This is a genomic window from Vibrio agarilyticus (assembly GCF_012641465.1).
Classification (GTDB): Bacteria; Pseudomonadota; Gammaproteobacteria; order Enterobacterales; family Vibrionaceae; genus Vibrio; species Vibrio agarilyticus.
In genome coordinates this window covers 245,022-264,295 of sequence record NZ_JABAIK010000005.1, presented here as the reverse complement: position 1 = coordinate 264,295, position 19,274 = coordinate 245,022, and the positions used below count along the sequence as shown (strand labels likewise).

General features: G+C 44.2%; 12 protein-coding genes. 7 read left to right on the top strand and 5 right to left on the bottom strand.

Translation table 11 applies throughout. From position 1 onward, the window contains the following. Positions 1–243: 243 nt before the first annotated feature. Positions 244–720 carry a MarR family winged helix-turn-helix transcriptional regulator gene (locus tag HGP28_RS07195; RefSeq protein ID WP_168835793.1) on the bottom strand — a complete coding sequence of 159 codons (477 nt, stop codon included), beginning with the start codon at positions 718–720 and terminating at the stop codon, positions 244–246. A gap of 659 nt (positions 721–1,379) precedes the next feature. Between HGP28_RS07195 and HGP28_RS07190 the strand changes: the two genes are divergently transcribed. After that, complete coding sequence (locus tag HGP28_RS07190) at positions 1,380–2,009, top strand: outer membrane beta-barrel protein (RefSeq protein ID WP_168835766.1); 630 nt, start codon at positions 1,380–1,382, stop codon at positions 2,007–2,009. 53 nt (positions 2,010–2,062) lie between these two features. On the opposite strand, the gene HGP28_RS07185 is transcribed toward HGP28_RS07190, so the two are convergent. Both HGP28_RS07185 and HGP28_RS07180 read right to left on the bottom strand, forming a co-directional pair. Then, positions 2,063–3,253 (bottom strand): amino acid aminotransferase, encoded by a 1,191-nt coding sequence (locus tag HGP28_RS07185; RefSeq protein ID WP_168835765.1) that lies wholly within the window; start codon positions 3,251–3,253, stop codon positions 2,063–2,065. Between the two features lie 185 nt (positions 3,254–3,438). Then, positions 3,439–3,981, bottom strand: coding sequence for a hypothetical protein (locus HGP28_RS07180; RefSeq protein ID WP_168835764.1), 543 nt, complete (start codon positions 3,979–3,981; stop codon positions 3,439–3,441). A gap of 277 nt (positions 3,982–4,258) precedes the next feature. Here HGP28_RS07180 and HGP28_RS07175 point away from each other — a divergent pair, with 277 nt between their 5' ends. Continuing rightward, the gene (locus HGP28_RS07175; protein ID WP_168835763.1) at positions 4,259–5,893 is read left to right on the top strand and encodes a methyl-accepting chemotaxis protein; all 1,635 of its coding nucleotides are present in this window, start codon (positions 4,259–4,261) and stop codon (positions 5,891–5,893) included. Between the two features lie 269 nt (positions 5,894–6,162). After that, positions 6,163–8,409 carry a hypothetical protein gene (locus HGP28_RS07170; RefSeq protein ID WP_168835762.1) on the top strand — a complete coding sequence of 749 codons (2,247 nt, stop codon included), beginning with the start codon at positions 6,163–6,165 and terminating at the stop codon, positions 8,407–8,409. 34 nt (positions 8,410–8,443) lie between these two features. Here the strand turns inward: HGP28_RS07170 and HGP28_RS07165 are convergent, their stop codons facing one another. Both HGP28_RS07165 and HGP28_RS07160 read right to left on the bottom strand, forming a co-directional pair. Next, a complete protein-coding gene (locus HGP28_RS07165) occupies positions 8,444–10,396 on the bottom strand; it encodes a bifunctional diguanylate cyclase/phosphodiesterase (protein WP_168835761.1) in 1,953 nt (650 codons plus the stop codon). A gap of 12 nt (positions 10,397–10,408) precedes the next feature. Then, a complete protein-coding gene (locus HGP28_RS07160; RefSeq protein WP_439333843.1) occupies positions 10,409–11,053 on the bottom strand; it encodes a transglutaminase-like cysteine peptidase in 645 nt (214 codons plus the stop codon). Positions 11,054–11,506: 453 nt separating this feature from the next. Between HGP28_RS07160 and yghU the strand changes: the two genes are divergently transcribed. The 4 genes from yghU to HGP28_RS07140 all read left to right on the top strand — a co-directional run bounded on the left by yghU (position 11,507) and on the right by HGP28_RS07140 (position 18,961). Next, a complete protein-coding gene (gene yghU / locus HGP28_RS07155) occupies positions 11,507–12,370 on the top strand; it encodes a glutathione-dependent disulfide-bond oxidoreductase (protein ID WP_168835791.1) in 864 nt (287 codons plus the stop codon). Between the two features lie 112 nt (positions 12,371–12,482). Beyond that, complete coding sequence (locus tag HGP28_RS07150; RefSeq protein ID WP_343033826.1) at positions 12,483–13,925, top strand: glutathione synthase; 1,443 nt, start codon at positions 12,483–12,485, stop codon at positions 13,923–13,925. A 502-nt stretch (positions 13,926–14,427) separates the two neighbouring features. Continuing rightward, positions 14,428–16,308: a methyl-accepting chemotaxis protein gene (locus tag HGP28_RS07145; protein WP_168835760.1), complete on the top strand. Its 1,881-nt coding sequence runs from the start codon at positions 14,428–14,430 to the stop codon at positions 16,306–16,308. Between the two features lie 640 nt (positions 16,309–16,948). Beyond that, a complete protein-coding gene (locus HGP28_RS07140; protein WP_246225620.1) occupies positions 16,949–18,961 on the top strand; it encodes a starch-binding protein in 2,013 nt (670 codons plus the stop codon). Positions 18,962–19,274 lie beyond the last annotated feature (313 nt).

The window sequence follows — 19,274 nt, the reverse complement described above, 5'->3', positions numbered from 1 at the left end:
GTTCAGCGAGAATGACTTGGTTTGTCAGTGAGGCGAGGATTTGAAGATTGAGTGGTTCTCAATCGAAAATCCTCAACAAAGCTGATGAGCCAAGACAGCTCGCCCTTTGGGAGCCAATCACTGAACCGATAGCTGTGTTAAACAACTTGAAAATAGACTGGCTATTTCACTGCGTTGTTTGCCTTGCTCTCAGCCCAGTGAGCCGGCTCTGAATCCTGCATCTTGAAGTCACTTGGGTATAGACTATTCGTATTTCGTAATACTGCCAATTTCAAGCACTGGCGCAGCATCTATTTCCTCTGCGTTCATCATACTTGAGATGCGCTGGACTGAGGAAATCAGTAGGGTCTGTTCCCAAGGCTCCAGTTGCTGGAATCGCTTGATGAAATTTTCCTGAAGTGGCATTGGTGCATCGACCAAAACTGCTTGCCCTTTTTCAGTCAGTTGCGCATGAACTTTACGCTTGTCTGTGACACTGCGAACTCGCTGAATGTATTGATTGCGTTCAAGCCTATCAAGAATCGTTGTCGCGGTTGCTTGACTCATGTTGGTGTGATTGGACAACTCTTTGATCGTCACATTTTCCATCTCATTAATAGCTCGCATCAAAATAAGCTGTGGACCGGTAAGACCAGACTCTTTGCTTAAACGCTTAGAATGGAGATCGATAGCACGAATGATTTGACGAATCGAAACTAAAACTTCTTCATGTTTTTCCAAGGTTATCATCCATGAGTAATGAGTCATAAAGCAGTCAGTCTAACATGAATCTAGGTTCATTGATGCCAAATTTTCACGAAGTTAGAATATCAAGTTGTTAGAAAAGTCCAGTCTGTTTTTTATCTCGATTAGAATAGTGTTTTCACTATCACGTCTTAGTATTCATTCTTTGCGTGTCTTAAAGATTTGTATTTGAATATTGATATACCCAAGTAACCCCAAGATGCATGGTTCAGCGAGAATGACTTGGTTTGTCAGTGAGGCGAGGATTTGAAGATTGAGTGGCTCTCAATCGAAAATCGTCAACAAAGCTGATGAGCCAAGGCAGCTCGCCCTTTGGGAGCCAATCACTGAACCGATAGCGGCGTTAAACAACTCGAAAATAGGCTCGCTATTTCGCTGCGTTGTTTGCCTTGCTCTCAGCTCAGTGAGCCGGCTCTGAATCCTGCATCTTGAGGTCACTTGGGTATATTAATAAGTCGCTATACCCTTTCTACTTGAAGTTGCAGGGCTTTTCGTTACAAAGTAGAGGGCTGGCTCTTACAAACCTCATCACATCGTTTATCTATGTTCACGAAGTGCTCAGAGGCTTTGTTAGTGTTCCACCTACCTGCAACTCCACGTTGTTTGGGTATAAGTAAATTAACTTAGGAAGAGATATGAGACGGATTTTTGGTATCGTAGCCGCACTCGCGATAAGTCCTGCATTAGCATCCCAGCCCAATATAGAATTGCTCAAAGATTATAACCACGTTGGGTTGCAAATTGGCTCAGGCACGACAAATGAGGCTTGGCTTGAAGATGAAACCAACGTATCAGTTTATACTTTGTCTTATGCAAAATCTTGGCAAGAAAATTGGCTTACTCGATTTGAATATACCGGGCTTTTTTTTCATCCAGATGGATACAATATTCGCGTAGATCGTTTTTTGGCCTCGGCAGGGTATCGTTGGAGTTTAAAAGATGATTTGGATTTTTATGCTCGGTATGGTTTAGGCTATATTCGCTCAACAGCAAAAGAGGAGCGAACTGGGCGCAAGCTTGAGTCTGATGACCACTTACTGCAAGCCGCGACATTGGGTTTTAACTACCAGTTATATGAAAAGTGGTTTATTAAACTCGAAGGAATGTACAACTACAGTGACATTTTGGAAGAGGGGCATGGTACTTTAGCGATTGATTATCAATTCAGCCACCGTTGGCGTCTTGGTGGTTATTATCGATATCGTGATAGTAATGCAGGGAATCACAGCAACGAAGTTGGTTTATCTGGCTATTGGACATTTTAAACGAAAAAAGCCGATGTGATTCATCGGCTTTTTTTTAGACTAGACGGGTATAGTTACATAACAGCCGCAATGCCTTTACACAGAGGTCCCATATTTTCTTTGGTCATACCAGCAACGCTGATTCGACCAGAACCGACGATATAAATTGCGAACTCAGATTTGAGTTGTTCTACTTGCTCTTTCGTTAAGCCAGAGAAGGAGAACATGCCATTTTGGCGTTCGATAAAGCTAAAGTCGGCATCGACACCTTCTTGTTTTAACGTCGCGACAAAGAGCTCGCGCATTTCTTGAATACGATTGCGCATTTCTGCCACTTCTTGCTCCCATTCTGAACGAAGTTCAGCGTCGTTAAGAATATAGGTAACAACTGCAGCGCCATGAGCTGGTGGGTTTGAGTAGATAGAGCGAATAATCGCTTTTACTTGAGAAAAAGCGGTGTTTGCCACTGTGGCATCTTTGGCAACCAATGTAAACGCACCAACGCGCTCGTTATAAAGGCCAAAGTTTTTCGAAAACGAACTCGCGACAAGAATTTCAGGGTTAAACTCAGCAAAAATACGCAAACCTGCTGCATCTTCTTCAACTCCTTTGGCAAAACCTTGGTAAGCGAAGTCAAATAGCGGAATTAGACCTTTGTCTGCAACAAGTTTTGCTAGCACTTGCCACTCTTCTGTTGTCGGATCAATACCAGTTGGGTTATGACAGCAACCGTGTAGTAAAACGATATCGCCTGCGGCAGCTTGCTCTAGATCTGCCACCATTCCTGCGAAATCTTTATCTTTGTTTGCCGCGTCATAATAACGGTATTGAGCGGTTTCAAGACCAGCAGCAGTAAACACACCATTGTGGTTTGCCCACGTCGGGTTACTGATCCATACCTTAGGGCTGCCAAGTTGACGTTTGATAAATTCGCCAGCAACGCGTAGGGCACCAGTACCACCAGGGGCTTGAGCTGTTTTCGCACGTTTCTCTGACACAATGGTAGAATCTGCGCCGAAAAGTAATTTTTGTACCGCAAGACCGTATTCAGCCGTTCCTTCAATGGTCAGATAAGATTTGGTCTTTTCTGTTTCAAGTAGTGCCGCTTCGGCTTTTTTAACGGTAACAAGAACAGGTGTTTCGCCTTGTTCATTTTTGTAAATTCCGACACCAAGATTGATTTTTTCAGCGCGGCTATCGGCTTTGAATTCTTCTGTTAACCCGAGGATAGGATCCGCAGGTGCGGCAACGACTTTTTCGAACATTTTTATCATCCATGTCTAAAGAAAAGAGGCAGAATGCTATTTATACCTGCGTGACATATTGGTTACAACACCGGACGAAAAGAAAAATTGAAAAAAAATTGATTTGATTCAAAAGGAAGGCCAAGAGTTCACTTTTATGGCGAAAGAAACTTAAAACCTCGCTTTTGTTTTAGCACGTAGGCTCATTACGCATCTGGTGCAGGGTATATTCCAGCACAGTGCAAGCGGCATAACGGAGCATGCTGGCTTGGGTTTTGATACCAGAGGCTTGGCATGCGGTTTTCCAAGCCTAATTCGACTAATCGTTGCTTTTCGGCACGGGTTATTGTCATAAAACGCAAGTTTGCATTGAGTATCTGCTGCAGGTCATTGCGTGTCACTGTTTCTTGTTTTACACGCTGTTTTATGAAGCCTGTGAGCGCGGTATACGGAATCAGTGGTTCCAGTACGGCGCTCTTTGTGGATTGACGGTTAACGTAGGAGTGAATGTTATCACCAACTTCTGCATCAGAGCTGGCTTTGGGGTGGCATGAAAGTGTGTCACGTAATGCTTCGCTCAGCGGTGCATTCTCCCGAGCCGACTGCCAGCAAGGCTGGCCATTTTTACCGAGCCACCCTTCACGATAACAGGCGAAACTAAAATAAAACCGCTCGAGAGCGTGCCAGCGTTGATGTTGGACTTCGCGCCAAATATGTTCAAATTCAATTTCAATGTCGTTTAGTCGCATAACTGGGCCCAAATACAGAAGGGGTGATGGCGTGTGGCGGTATGATAATGGCTGGATTATACCCAAGTAACCTCAAGATGCGAGGTTCAGCGAGAATGACTTGGTTTGTCAGTGAGGCGAGGAATTGAAGATTGAGTGCCGATTAACAGTCGATTGCGAGAAATAATTCGCACAACAAATGTCAACCATCTATACCTATTTATGGTAACTGTTGCATATTTTGTTCGGTGTTTTTGTCAAGTATGCAAGCGTAATTAGATAAATAGGGAGATTTATCATGTTGTTACAACACTTTTCACTGAAGGCAAAGTTGGGGTTAGGGACCGGACTTCCGTTATTGCTGATGGTCATATTGGCGTTTGTCTCGGTCGAAAATACCCAAGTACAACGCGATGCTAACGCCGGGGTAGACCAAACGCATCGTATTATTGAGACCGCGCTAGAGCTCGAAATTGCAGCAATTAATATGGAAACAGGAATGCGGGGTTATTTATTGGTCGGTCGCGATGAGTTTCTTGAGCCTTATCATCTGGGCTTAGCTTCTTTTACTCAGTTGATGGAAAAACTTGAGCAAGGGGTTCGTGACGATCCGATCCAACTGACTCGACTGAAAGAGATCAATCAAACCATTCGCGATTGGGTGAGAGAAATTACTGAGCCGAATATCGCCATGCGCAGTGAAATAGGCCGTACCGTCTCGATGAACGGGATTTCAGCAGAGGTCGGCAAAGCGCGAGGCAAGGTCTATTTCGATACGTTTCGCGAGCAAATAACCGAATTTATTCAATTTGAAACGCTAATCATGACTCAGAAGCAGCAGGCTTCTCAACAAGCTGCTGTGCAGAGTAATCAAATTGTGATTAGCGCTACCGTGTTAGCCATTATCGTAGGGGTGGTGATTGCGACCTTGGTGCTTCGAAGCATTGCAGGACCCGTTAGTGACGTTGCTCGTGCGCTCAATGCGTTAGCGCGCGGCGATCTCACTTGTCACGTCGAGACGCAATCAACGGATGAAATTGGCGCCATGGCGCAAAACTACAACCAAGCGGTTATTCGAACTCGTCAAGTGCTTAATGAAGTGCTAGAAACGACACAACAAGTCGTCGCGAGGGGGAACACAATAACCGAAGCTAACGAGGCGATGGCGACGGAGTTGACTCAGCAATCGAATCAAATCGCTGAAATGGTGACAGCGTTTGACCAAAGTGCCGCAAGTATTCAAGAAGTCGCGTTGAGCTCTGCGCAAGCGACGACCAGTGGTCAGGCCGCTGGAGATTCAGCAAGTGTGGGCGGTGAGGTCGTGCAAAATACCATCATTGGAATGCACCAAATTGAGCAAGCGGTCAGCGCCTCAGCGCAGAGTGTCACTGAGTTAGGACGTCGTGGCGCAGAAATTGGCGATATTGTTATCATGATAAACGGCATTGCCGAACAAACGAACTTACTAGCATTGAATGCTGCCATTGAGGCGGCCCGTGCTGGCGAAGCCGGGCGAGGCTTTGCCGTTGTGGCCGACGAAGTCCGCGCTCTTGCAGAACGCACGACCGCCGCGACGCAAGAGATCAGTACTTCAATTGAAGCAATTCAAACCGAAACACGGTTGGCCGTTGAGCGAATGGATGCAGGTACTACGCATGTGCAGCAGGGAATGACACTGGCTGAACAAGCGGGGGCACGTTTAAGTGACATTGTCACTAACTCTTTGTCGGTGGCACAGATGATAGACAGTATTGCCGCCGCAGCCGAACAACAATCGCAAGTCAGTCATAGCGTGACTAAAAATGTTGAAATGATCGCTACTGTGTCTAGCAATGCGAATCAACAAGCTATGTCGACTGTGGATGCCGCGAAAACATTGGCGCAACAAGCGGAGCAGCTGCAGGCCTTGGTCGCCCAATTTCGCGTAGCATGATTATGTAACGGCTTTGGTACGTTTCATTCAGCCACTCTTTTGACCTCAATCAAGCAGTCGCTTCTTTACAAGGGGCGTCTGCTTTTTTTCAAGTTACTTGGCTTTGAGCCTGCTTTCAAATTGTGTCTTACGCTTGAGAATTTGCGAGGTTGCCCTCAGCAAAGTCTTGTCAGAACCCACGTCACTCTTAATACTCGTCTCAAAATGACTCGCAAGTTGCAACTCAATTTGCGATTTCACTTTAGTCTGATTTGATGAGTATTGAATTCATGACCATTAATATCCGTTTTGCTAGGACGCTACTTTTCACCAGTGCCAGTGTGTTTAGTGCCATTTTGTGTGCCCAGAGCGTGCTGGTTTTGCCAGGGGCGCATGAGCCTGGTACTGATATTGAGGGCCGGGCTTTGTCGGCAACTGAGGTGCTAGATTGGGAGTTGCAAACAAGCGAACTTGTATTTGGTCAATATTCATCTCGTGAACTTAATGAGCAAACGACAGCCATTGGGTATATGTACAATCAAAAGCTCGAGATGAATAGTGGATGGTTGGAGCATGAGTTACGTGTTGACGCGCAACAAAGTGGTCACAATTATGAGGACTATTTTCTTCATTTTTCAGAAGATACCGTCATTGCCGAGGTAGACTCAACTCACGCCGAAAACACGGTGCTTAACCGCAAACCAATGATTGTTGGGTATAACACCAATGATGATCATGCAGGGTTTTGGCTCTATCAGTCGCCTCCGTGGAGCGCTGACGTTTTTGAACATGCACAAACGGGTGGCGCGCTTTATGTGTACCACTCTGAGCCGTTTGAGCGATTGCAGTTTAAGTTTTCGCAAAAAGCCATCATTGGCACGGTTAACGAAACTGCGCCTTTTACGCTTGAGTACCCCAGTGAAATTGATAACAAAGGGAAGGTAACCCGTTGGTCCACATTGGCGGTAAAGCATGACAAAACCTTAGGTATGACGCGAAATGGCAATGTGATTTGGCATATGCCAAGCGATTGGGTTCGTGCGACTACGCATGACGGTTCTGGTGTGAGTTATGGTGGTGGGCCTTATTTTGGTTCAACTTACTTGCGTGATGGGGGGCAGTTGTATGTGGTGCGCATCCGTTGGCACAATCAAGCAACACGGCCGATACTGAAAGACGTTAAGCTCAAAAACAGCTTTCCGATTGTGACACCGAAAAATGCGCCCGCGATGACACGTGATGGGCGAATCATCTCTCGCTGGCGTAAAATTCGCGGCTTCGATTTCAGTGCCGATCATAACCACGATGGTTACTTATCGCCGACAGAATACAAATCGCGACAAAATAAGTCAGCGACCGCGCGCTTTCGCTGGGAATCACGCGTTATTCCATTTGGGCGAATGTGGAATTCCCACTCATCATGGGCCTTAACGCATCTCGCTCTGCCCCAATATCAAGCCGCCATGCAGCGTTACTATCAGAAAAACTGGCCCAATTGGGGTTTAAAGGGCGCATACAATGATGATACGAATAAACTGCTTGGGCCAAACCAATTTGAGGTGCTGTCGGGGGGAAACATTACTGAGCTTGGTATGGTGGCAGGAAGTGACGCTGCGGATGCGCTGTATCAACAACAGTTTGCGGATTTCTTAAGCCAGTTAAGGCGAAATGACCCTGCATCACTTATCAGTGTGAATATTGGTACTGCTAATCTTTATGGACGCAATGGGCAGAACAAATTAATCAAAGCCGCCTCACTTTATCTGCGCGAGCACTATATATTTCCTTCGACTGGACTGAGTGGCTATGCGGGTATTGCGAAGTTTTGGGATAACGCCGCCTTCGCGCATCGTGGAGCGAAAGTGATTTTTCAAGCGACAACTCGCCATGGTCGTGTCGATTATTTTGGCCACACTAAAGAGAATTGGCTCAATGATCAATATGCCGCCTTGGTGATTTATTATCTTAATTCCCATTCGAGTTTAAGCTATTTTAATCAGTGGAACAGTAGCTACCAATATGGAAGCGGGAACACCACAGCGGATAATTTCTGGAAATCGGGCATTGCGAAAAATATCGCTTATCAGCCTCATCATCTTCTTGCACATGTGCTTGGAGCTCCCACCGGGCATATTCCGCAGGGTTACGCGCCTGTATCATTAATGCTATCCACTCAAACACCTGTGCCTGCCGATTATAGTGTGGTCGGCACAACTCGCTCGCCAACATTGGTGCACTATGATTTGCCAAATGGCTCTGTCGATGTCAAACCCACGTTTACTTACTTTCGCTATCAATCGCCTGAACAAGTAGTTCCTAATGGTCCCAGTGAGATGGTGCTGGCGCGCGAGTTCGAGCATGGATTAGTGCTTTATCGAACGGACTTTTTTGGTAAGCAACGTGATTACTTTTCACAACCACCACTGCGTATTGAGCTGGAAAAAGAGATGCGCCCGGTTTTGCCAAATGGTGACATTGGCCAACCTGTCTCGGTTGTTGAGTTATCGGGTTATGAGGGGCTAATACTGCTGCATTAGCCCTGAGATCGAAGCTCTTCGATCTTGATGAAAATCAGGCGATCTGAGGCTCAAAATTCAGCGAATCAATAATGAACCCTTGATAAATATCGATAAAATTTTCCGATAGAAAGTCCAGCTGACGTTGAGTTTCTACGCGCGCGGCGATGGTGGTGATATCTAGGTTATATGCGGTGCGCGACAACGCGGTTAAGGTGTAGCGCTGATTTTCATCATCTAAGTTATGAGTGTAGAGAAAATCTAATTTGACATAGAAGGGCTTAAATTCATTGATGTACGCGAGCGATTTGAAATTGCGTCCGTATTGATCAATGCCATAACGAGCCCCTGAACCCACAATGGCCTCACAAAGCAGTGTTGTGATTGCCGCATGCTGAATGAAACTTATCTCAGGAAGTTCGAAGTGTAACTGGCCTGCAATTGCGGCGTGCGCAGGTAGCACTTCTTTGATCCATTGAATAAAACGCGGTTCAAGCACGGTTGACAAAGAGAGGTTAATCGCAATCGGTGTGGGTTGTGATTCTGATGCTAATTGCTCAATCATGGCATTTATGACGTGTTTGTCGTACTCCCATGTCGCTTGCAACTGCTCAAGCGCAAAGAGATATTCACTAGCATGATACTCCGCGCCACTTCGCTGAATTTTACTATAAACCTCGCGATGAAAAGTGTTACCTTGCATTGTTTTTGCATGTTGAAAACGAAATACCACATCACCACTGCGTATGGCTTGCTCTACAATCGTTTGCCACTGTTTTTTGCCAAAGAGATATTGGGTTTGCGTTGTTGAAATAAAGCCATAAGGTTTATCTGGTCGACTTTTGGCTTTTGCCAATGCGCCATCGACGAGCGAAAGGATCTCGGCTCGCGTTTGCTGTCCGTCACTGTGTGCTACACCAAACAAATAGTGATTTTGATCTTGGTCGTTGGCGATGAGTTGTGAAAGCAGTGGTTTTGCGAGTAGGGCTTTGACAATCAATTTCAAGTCGGTTTCGTTGATCTTTGGAAAAATAAAACCAATCTCGTCTTTGGCGATTCTTGCCGTGGTTGGGTTGAGCACAATTTGGTCAACCGATGCTGAAGTGAGGGAGCGAATGGTATCAGCAATTTTTAGCACTTTCTCATCCGCAACTTGGTATGCCTTTTGGTGATATAACTCGTTAATAAAGCCCAGTTTGAGAATCGCAATGCCTCCAGGAGTTTGGTCTGCAACCCAATGATCAAGCTGAGCCATAAAAAGCGCACGATTCCCTAACTTAGACACAGGATCGAGATAGGCTTTATTGCGAAATTTTTGTGCTTCTTCGACTTGTGCTCGAAAGGATGACTCCAGTTGTGTGGCCATGCGGTTAATACCATTAACGACAGGAATTAAATCGGCCGTGTTTGGCGAGTCCAACGGTTTATCAAATTCATGATTTGAGATTTTATTTACTTTTTGTGTAATGGCATGCAGGGGCTTTAGTGACCGTTTGACAATATAGGCGATCGCACTGCTTCCCAAAATAAACATGACTGCGAACACCAAGGACATGCGTTGGAGAGTTTGCCAGAACTGATCATAAGCGATACCAGGATGACTTGTGATCTGAATCACCGCAAGTTGCTGCCATCCGCTGGTGATGACTTGATCTGCGGTGATTGGCTCAAATAGATTGAGCTGAGTGAGCCAGTGCGGTGCTTTTTGAGGTTGGACTGGGTATTGTCTTACTAATTTATGCTCGCTTTGCAAATAGCGTAACTCAACCGAGGAGTAATGGCTGCCGTCAAACACCGCATTAATGACGGACTCTGCTGCGATGGGGTCATCGTTATTGATATAGGGAGCCAATGCCAGACCAATCGAGTTGAGGGTGTTTGTTATCTCAACTTGCTGCTGCTGAGCTAGGTGTGCCTTTTTCGTTAAGAGCTCAATAATGAACGCTGAAGAGGAAAGCAAAATAAATACGGCTACCATGCCAATAAATAATTTCCGATATAAGGTCATTCACTCTCTTCCTTACAATTGTATCTTAGGTCGTTTGAGCATCATGCTCGACTGCCGTTCACGAAGGTCATTCCAAAGACTCAGTCTTGATGCCTCACCCGCAACTTGGGGGTTGGTTTTCATTAACCAAAGTTTATCACCGTTGAAGCTGTATATCGGCTTGAGATCATGACGTTTCGATGCTGCCATAACCTCTGGAATGAGATTATCCAGAATAAACGGATCAGAACTTGGGGTAGGGTAGTAGGCAAGCACCATATGAAATTGATTTAGCTTAATGGCTTTAACATAGACCAATCTAAGTTGAGTGTCACTGATGCCTAATTCTCGTAACGAGAAATATTTGGCTATTGTAAAATCCTCGCAATCGCCACCGTTACTGCCAATAAATTCCAGAGGTGTTGCCCAATAATCGTCTTGTCCCCAAAGCTTACTATCTGGAATAAAGCGCAATTGATTAAAGTAATCGTTAATTTGGTGTAGTTGCTGCATGGAAGGCAAGTCGTGAACATCACGCAGAGTATTTCGCCACGCTTCAAAGCGTTTCACCGCTGATGTTCCATAAGTTTGCTTTACGCTTTGATACCAAGCTAATTCGTATTTTGTTGTTTCCCAGTCGCACAATCCAGCTGCGGTTAAAATCAAAAAGAGCAGCAAACCGCCGCAAAATTTTTTTGAGTATTGGTAAAAACGAAATACAAACAAAAGGCACCGTCGACACAATCAAAACATATCTAAACCCTTTCTACTTGACGTTGCAGCGTTGTTGACTGGCACTCACAAACCTCATCACATAGTCCATCTATGTTCACTAAGTGTTCAAAGGTTTTGTGCGTTTGCCGTTTATCGGCGTCTTCAAGTTGTTTGGGTATAGCACAAATTAGCATGAGCTTAATGGTGTTACATTACCAATCCTTGGTTCAATATGGCTTAAAAATTTTCGAAATTTCGATCTACTTCGAAAGCTCGAGGACATTCGATTAAATTACATTTATTCTCATAGTGTTCCGTTATGCCTGTCATATTTGAAACAGACCTTGGACATAACAATATTTTTGTGGAGAGCCATCAAAAATGTAATATTTAGGGAATGACCAGAGAGGATGAATGATGAAAGAAAATTATCAACCACCAAAAGTTTGGGTAATGGAAGAAGAAAATGGAGGTCAATGGGCCAGTATTAATCGACCAGATTCTGGCGCTCGTTTTGACCGCGTATTGCCGGTTGGCCAACATCCGCTTCAATTGTATTCACTCGCAACCCCTAATGGCCAAAAAGTTACGATTTTGCTTGAAGAACTTTTAGCAAAAGGGGTCACAGAAGCAGAATACGATGCTCATTTGATTCGTATCGGTGACAGTGATCAGTTCTCTTCAGGTTTTGTCGACGTTAATCCAAATTCAAAAATTCCAGCCTTACTCGACCATTCGCAAAGCCCCGCATTGCGCGTTTTTGAATCGGGCAACATTCTGCTCTATCTTGCCGAAAAGTTTGGTCATTTCATTCCAAAAACGTTGGCGTTACGGACAGAAACACTCAATTGGTTGTTTTGGCTACAAGGCGCAGCGCCCTATTTAGGCGGTGGTTTTGGCCATTTCTACGCGTATGCGCCGGAAAAGTTTGAATATCCGATCAATCGCTTCGCGATGGAGGTAAAACGGGAACTCGACGTGCTTGACAAACGGTTGGAGCACAACCGATACCTAGCGGGAGATGAATACACCATCGCAGATATCGCAACTTGGCCTTGGTATGGCTCGCTCGTACTAGGGCAACTTTACAAAGCGGCTGACTTTTTGGATGTACAAAGTTACGTGAATGTACAGCGATGGGCCAATGATATCGCGCAGCGCCCTGCGGTTCAGCGTGGTCGCATTGTTAACCGTGTTATGGGGGAGGAATGGGAACAACTTGCCGAGCGCCATAGCGCGTCTGATATCGATGCGGTACTGGCAAAAGCACCAAAATCGTAATTCAATCTCACTATTTTATCCTGGGGCAATTTGGCAAAAATAGCCATTTGCCCTCATGCTCTATCGTAACCGTTTCAAATTCTATTTGGCCATGACAGCGCGTGGAATCTCGATGATGACAGATAAATTTAGTAATAGAGCAAAAGATGAAGCGATTGAATGGGCGTTAGCGCATGGCATGGCGATGAAAACCACCTTAGACAGCGCGCAGCATCCTGCTTTTGTGTTGACTCCGACGGCGATTACACCTGAGCGGTTTCAAACACTTGCGCATACGGTCTCTTTGCTAGGAAAACTGATACACGCTGTTTCTGAAGATGCCGCCTTCATTGAACAAGCCATCGAACCAATTACCACCGGGGACAGTTTTTTTCAGCAGCTTCTGCATATGCATTGCACACTCCAGCAAAAAGGTCAAACGGCGCGGCGTTTACCTATGCTCATCATGCGCAGTGACTTCATGGATGATGTCACGCAGGGCCCAAAGCTGGTGGAATTTAATGGCATTGCAGCGGGTATGGGGCCGTTTGGGCAGCGTACGCATGAGTTACACCGTTATCTTTCACATCAGTGGCCAAGCCAATTTGATCATTGGTCTGGTGAGCAAATCGGCCCACTGGTAGAGAACAGAGCGATAGAAAATCTAGCGAAAGGGATTGCTAAAGCAACATGGCAAATCAAACATGAATTTGCTGATAAAGGGCCAGCGACGTTTTTGATGGTAATACAAGAGCATGAAGACAACGTTTTCGATCAGCATTTGCTCGAGCACGCCCTGCAAGACCAAGGCATTCGAACCGTAAGACGGTCATTTCGAGAGCTCTATGATGGATTAAGTGCTGGTGAGGATCACCGCTTACTTCTTGACGGCATCGGTAGCATCGATTGTGTCTATTTACGCGCGGGATATCAATACAGTGATTATATCGCTAATGACATCATTGATCGTGCTTGTTGTCAGGCATTAACACAGACCCGTTTGATGATTGAGCAGCATAGAGTCGCAGTCAATGCAACGGTCGCTCAGCAACTGGCGACGAGTAAGAGAGTTCAGTTGTTGCTATCACTCAAAAGTGCTCACGCACTCACTCGGTTTAATTTGACTTTAGAACAGGCAGAGCGAGTCAAAGCACTGATGGGGGAAATGCGGGCCGTCGATAAGCAATCTATTCCATGGATTGCGCAACGACCAGAAAATGAATGGGTATTGAAGAATCAAGGTGAGGGTGGAGGACATTGTGTTTTCGGCCAAGATATTGTTCCCACGCTTCAACGCCTTGATCCCGCGGAATATCAAGTATGGTCATTGATGCGGCGTTGGCATCCTGCCTGTCGGCAAAATACCGCCTATGTTGTGCGTAAAGGAGAAATCCATCCAGTGGAAGATTTGATCAGTGAAATCGGAATGTTCACCGTACACATTGATGGCCAAGCCGCCTTTTCAGAAAATGCCTATGCAGGCTACTTAATTCGTAGCAAATCCTCTCAAATCACCGAAGGCGGGGTTCACAGCGGCTTAGGGGCACTTGATTCTTTAGCATATTCGAAGCCATAGCGTTGCCTCGCAGGAGGCAATCACCCAACCGTTTTTGTCGTGACCAAAGCTGCGTTAAACAACTTGAAAGCAGACTCGCTATTTCGCTGTATTGCGTGCCTTGCTACTAGGTCAGTGAATCGAATTTGAATTTTGTATGTTGAAGTCAGTTGGAAGTGAAACTCGAGGAGCGTACTCGTTTAAATGATTCGTTAGAGTTAATAAAATTATTAAGACGCATTAATTTTAGGAAAGAGTATATTTTTATAAACCTATGGAATACCCTAAGTAATTATTGTTTTATTGCGCGCCTTTACTGGATGGCATATTGAATATATGAAGAATTCAAAGGTAAAATTAGATAAGATATCAATTTGCTGAATATCATTATGAAAATAATGGTTTTGATCACTAAAATAAAATGCTACATGTGCTAATACTCTCCCCCTTATAAATTAACAGGAATCGACTTTATTCTTCTTTATCAAAACCTAAAGTATAGTGGTAAAAATAGGACTAGATTATGAATGGATTTAAAGTGAGAGTAGTAGGTGCAATGGCTGCAATTCTTGTCGCTACCATAGTGAGTATTGCAACTCTTGATTTTATCGCATTTCGCTCAGAAAGCGTTAATCTTAATAAACTCTTATTACAAGAAAAAAACCGAACACTAGAAGATACGCTAACCGAAAAGTTTAACAACTATAAGCGACTTTTGTCATCGGCTTCTATAGTGGTAAACGATAGAGAGAGTGATCAGCTATCCTTCGAAACGGCGGAAGAATTGAGCCGCATTTCACAAGCACTAAATGGTACCAGCAATGGAGTATTTCTGTTTAATAAAAGCGGTGGGCTGTATAATCAAAACGGGAAAAAATTACCGACTAATGTACGGGATATAAACCGAGCATATTATAATGCGATTTTTAATCAGAAAAAACAATTCTATGTATCAGCGCCTTATTTATCTTCGACAACCCAGCAGATGGTCATTGGCGTTGCGTATCGATTGGATGAACAAACGGCCATACTAGCGAGTATTTATCAAAACGAGGTGCTCGAGCAATTACAGCAACGCGATAATATGTTCTTGTACACCGATGATGGCACGATCATGGTATCGGCTTATCCAGAGCTGGTTGGAAAAAATATATTTGATGTGCGACCACATTATCGCCAATTTAATTCTAGCACCCCTGAGCTTGCTTATCCTGCTCAAATCGGTACAGAGCAGGTGGATTTTACCGCGTTTTGGTTGGAGCTTGAGATTAACGGCTGGGGTTATGTCACCTTCGTACGCGATAGTGAGATTCACGCAGGCGCAATGGATCAATTAATGTCATCTTTGTCCGTTGGGCTTATTTGTCTACTGCTTGCGCTTGGGGTGCTTTTAGTTGTTCTCCAAAATTTGGTTTTAAAGCCGGTGGGCGGCGCGCCTCAAGACATTGCCAATTTGATGGAGAAAATGGCGGCTGGAGAGCTACAACAAGACTTTTCAAAGCAAAAAAGAACCAGCGGCATTTACAGGTCACTTAATCACCTATCGGAGCAGCTCGCGACCTTGATTAAAAACTCCCATGGCATTGCGACAAATGTTTCTGCAGCCTCTCAGGAGCTTAACGTCGTTATGACCGATACGTTAACCAATGTACGTGATGAACAGCGTCAATTTGAGCAGATATCGACTGCGATTAACCAGCTTTCAGCAACATCGGTTGAAGTTAGTGAAAAAGCAGTGATGGCAGAAGAGCAGACACGGATATGCCAACAAAACGTCAACAGAGGTAAGCAGACTTTAGAAGACAACATTTTATTGACTCATCAGATAAATGATTCTGTAAGCAGTACCGCAGTGTTGGTTAAAGAGTTGCGTGCCTTTGCGGTAGAGATTGGGTCGGTAACAGACGTTATTAATACCATTTCTGAGCAAACCAATCTTTTGGCGTTGAATGCAGCGATTGAAGCAGCTCGAGCGGGTGAGGCTGGGCGTGGTTTTGCGGTCGTTGCTGATGAGGTACGTAATTTAGCCTCTAAAACTCAAGAGTCAACGGTGAGTATTCAGGACATTATTACGAGGTTGCAGTTACAGTCTGAAAAAGCAAACACCAATATGGTGAAAAATGTTGAGCTAATTGAGCAGTCGGTTGAGTTTGCGGATCAAATTAAAGCTTCATTTGAAGATATTTCTTCTGCAGTTTCTTCTATATCTGAGATTAACACCTTAGTGGCAACTGCTTCTCAAGAGCAAAATAACGTTACAGAGGATATTTCGAAAAATACCACATTTGCTTTTGACTTGGTGCAGAGAAACGTTTCTGCTGTTCATCAGACACTTCAAGCATCCGCAGAACTGGCTCAGCTTGCTCAGACGCAAGAAGATGAGCTTGCCTTCTTTAACGTTTAACATCTTCGTATTATTAGCATCTTTATGAATTACAGCTCAGTAAATATTTACTGAGCTGTATATTCTTAAAAAATATTAAAAGCATAAAGTAATAAAAAATTAATTTTGGGTGATGCTATTTCAGGTTGTTACAAATCTATGGAATAAAGATCACATCGTAATTAATATGATTAACTTGTTGTTGAATTTTTAATCTATGTAATTGTTTTTAAAACTTATTTATTTACATAAAATAACAAGCAAGAATCACAAGTAATATGAATTTATGTCAGTGATGTTTCTATATTAAATTATCTTCGTCACAAATTTATATTGACAGAAGTAATGTTAAACTAAGTGTTTTTGAATTTTTATATGATCGTGATCTCACTAGATAATGCTTGTGGGATAAAAAAAGTGATTATAAGCGCGGTTTTTATAAATCGCCTTAGATAATCATTTTCTGCCATGCCAATATTATTTCGCTGCTGCATATAGGCAATGTGCTTTTATCTAATTGTCATAAAATAAAGCCTAGACTTCGTTGTTTTAAGGATAAAGGAACCGAAGAAATAAAAGGGCGCGTAGCGGTTTTGCCGAATTAGTAATGCGATAAGGGTTAGCTGTATCTGGTATATTACTAACTATGGAGAAAACTCTAATGATGAGTAGAAAGATAGCGTTATTGGCATGCGCTACCGGGCTTATGATGGGTTCAGTCGCCCAAGCATCAACCCCAAGAACAACGTTCGTTCATCTATTTGAATGGAAATGGGAAGATGTGGCGAAAGAGTGTGAAACGTTTTTGGGGCCAAAAGGCTTTTCTGCTGTTCAGGTCTCACCACCGAATAAAACCATCGACGGAGGTCAATGGTGGACGCGTTATCAGCCAGTTGCTTATTATTTTGATGGTCGCAGTGGCAATCGCGGTCAATTTCAAGATATGGTGAACCGCTGCAAGGCGGTGGGTGTCGATATTTATGTTGATGCGGTTATTAACCATATGGCGGCGTGGAACCGTTCGTTTCCCGAGGTGCCTTATGGCCCTAACGATTTCCATCACTGCACGTCAAAAATTGATTACGGCAATCGTTGGCAAATTCAGAACTGTGATTTATCAGGGCTCAATGATCTGGCTACTGAGTCTGATTATGTGCGCCAAAAAATCGCGGATTATATGAACGATGCAATAAGCATGGGGGTTGCGGGTTTCCGTATTGACGCGGCGAAACATATGCCTGCGGGAGATATTAACGCAATTAAGAACAAATTAAATGGTAATCCGTATATTTTCCAAGAAGTGATTGGCGCTTATGGTGAGCCAGTTCGTCCAACAGAATATACGTACAATGGTGATGTTACTGAGTTTGACTTTGCTCGTCGCGTGGGTCCTGCCTTTCGCAATAGCAATATTGCAAGTTTACGCAATATCGGTAATGAACTGGAGTTAAGCAGCTCAAATGCGGTGACCTTTGTAACCAATCACGACGAAGAGCGTCATAACCCTAACGGACCAATTTGGCACGGTGTTCAAGGCGATGGTTACTTCTTAGCAAACATCTTTATGCTCGCCTATCCGTATGGGTACCCCAAAATTATGTCGGGATATTACTTTAATGGGGATTTCGACATGGGACCACCAAGCTCTGGCGTTCATACAGGTAACGCTTGTGGATTTGATGGTGGTAGCTGGGTTTGTGAACACAAATGGCGCGGTATTGCCAATATGGTCGCGTTTAGAAACCATACCGCCGACAAATGGCAGCTCACAGATTGGTGGCAAAATGGCAACGACCAAATTGGCTTTGGACGCGCTGGGAATGGTTACGTTGTGATCAACAAGCGTTATGGCAGTGACTTGAATCAGCGTCTGTTTACCGGCATGCCTGATAACGTTTATTGTAACGTGATTGAAGCGAACTTTAATGAACAAACCGGTGAGTGTATCGGCGCTCCGGGAGCAAAAGGGCCAACGACAATCACGGTAAGTGGTGGTTATGCGGACTTTAACGTTTCTGGTGATAATGCAGCGGCGATTCATGTTGGCGCGATTGTGGGGAAAAACTGCCCAGGTTGCACCGTACCAACGCCCGATCCAGAGCAGCCGGTACCCGGTTTAGATGGTAAAGCGATCTGCTATGACAATAAAGGTGGGTTCTCTAATCCGCATATTTATTACTGGGGAGCGCAACCAGGAAACGCGATGGAGAGTGTCGCTTGGCCAGGTAAAGCCATGTATCAGCATGGGCCTTATTACTGTTTTGATGTGAATGAACAGCTAACATCAATGAACGTTATTTTCAGTGATAACGGCGCTAACCAAACGCAAGATCTCACCGCATCTTCAGATAAGTTCTGTCATAAGAATGGTACTTGGATGACTATGGAAGAATGTGGTTTTGGTAATGGTGACGACGATGGTGGTGATGAAGAGTGGTTTTTCCGTGGTACGCCAAATGGCTGGGGTGTCATGCAGCTAGATTATGATTCAAGTACCGGGAACTACTATACAATTCAGAAGTTTAATGGTGAAGAGCAACCTGCACGCTTTAAAATTGATAATGGTTCATGGACCGAATCGTACCCGGCTCAAGATTATCGAGTCGATGATTACTCAACCTATCGAATTACATTTAACAGTGAAACCAAGTCGGTGAGTGTGACTAAGCAATAACTACGCCCAAGGCGTTGCTCATTTGCCGCCGACCGACAAAATACGTTTTTAGCTATATTCAAACAACTTGAAGATGCAGGTTGGCGGCAAACGAACACAGCCTCTGAGCATAATAAATTATGTGATGAGGTTTGTGAGAGTGAGCCCCATGTTTTTTAACAAAAGCGCTGCAACTTCAAGTAGAAACGGTATATATACAGCCCTTACTAGCGACTCATTAGTAGGGGCTTTTTATATTCTGTAAAGCTGTGTAAATCGGCTTATCTAAACCTCTCTTTAGTATTACTCTAATCTCAAGGTTCATTTATCAATA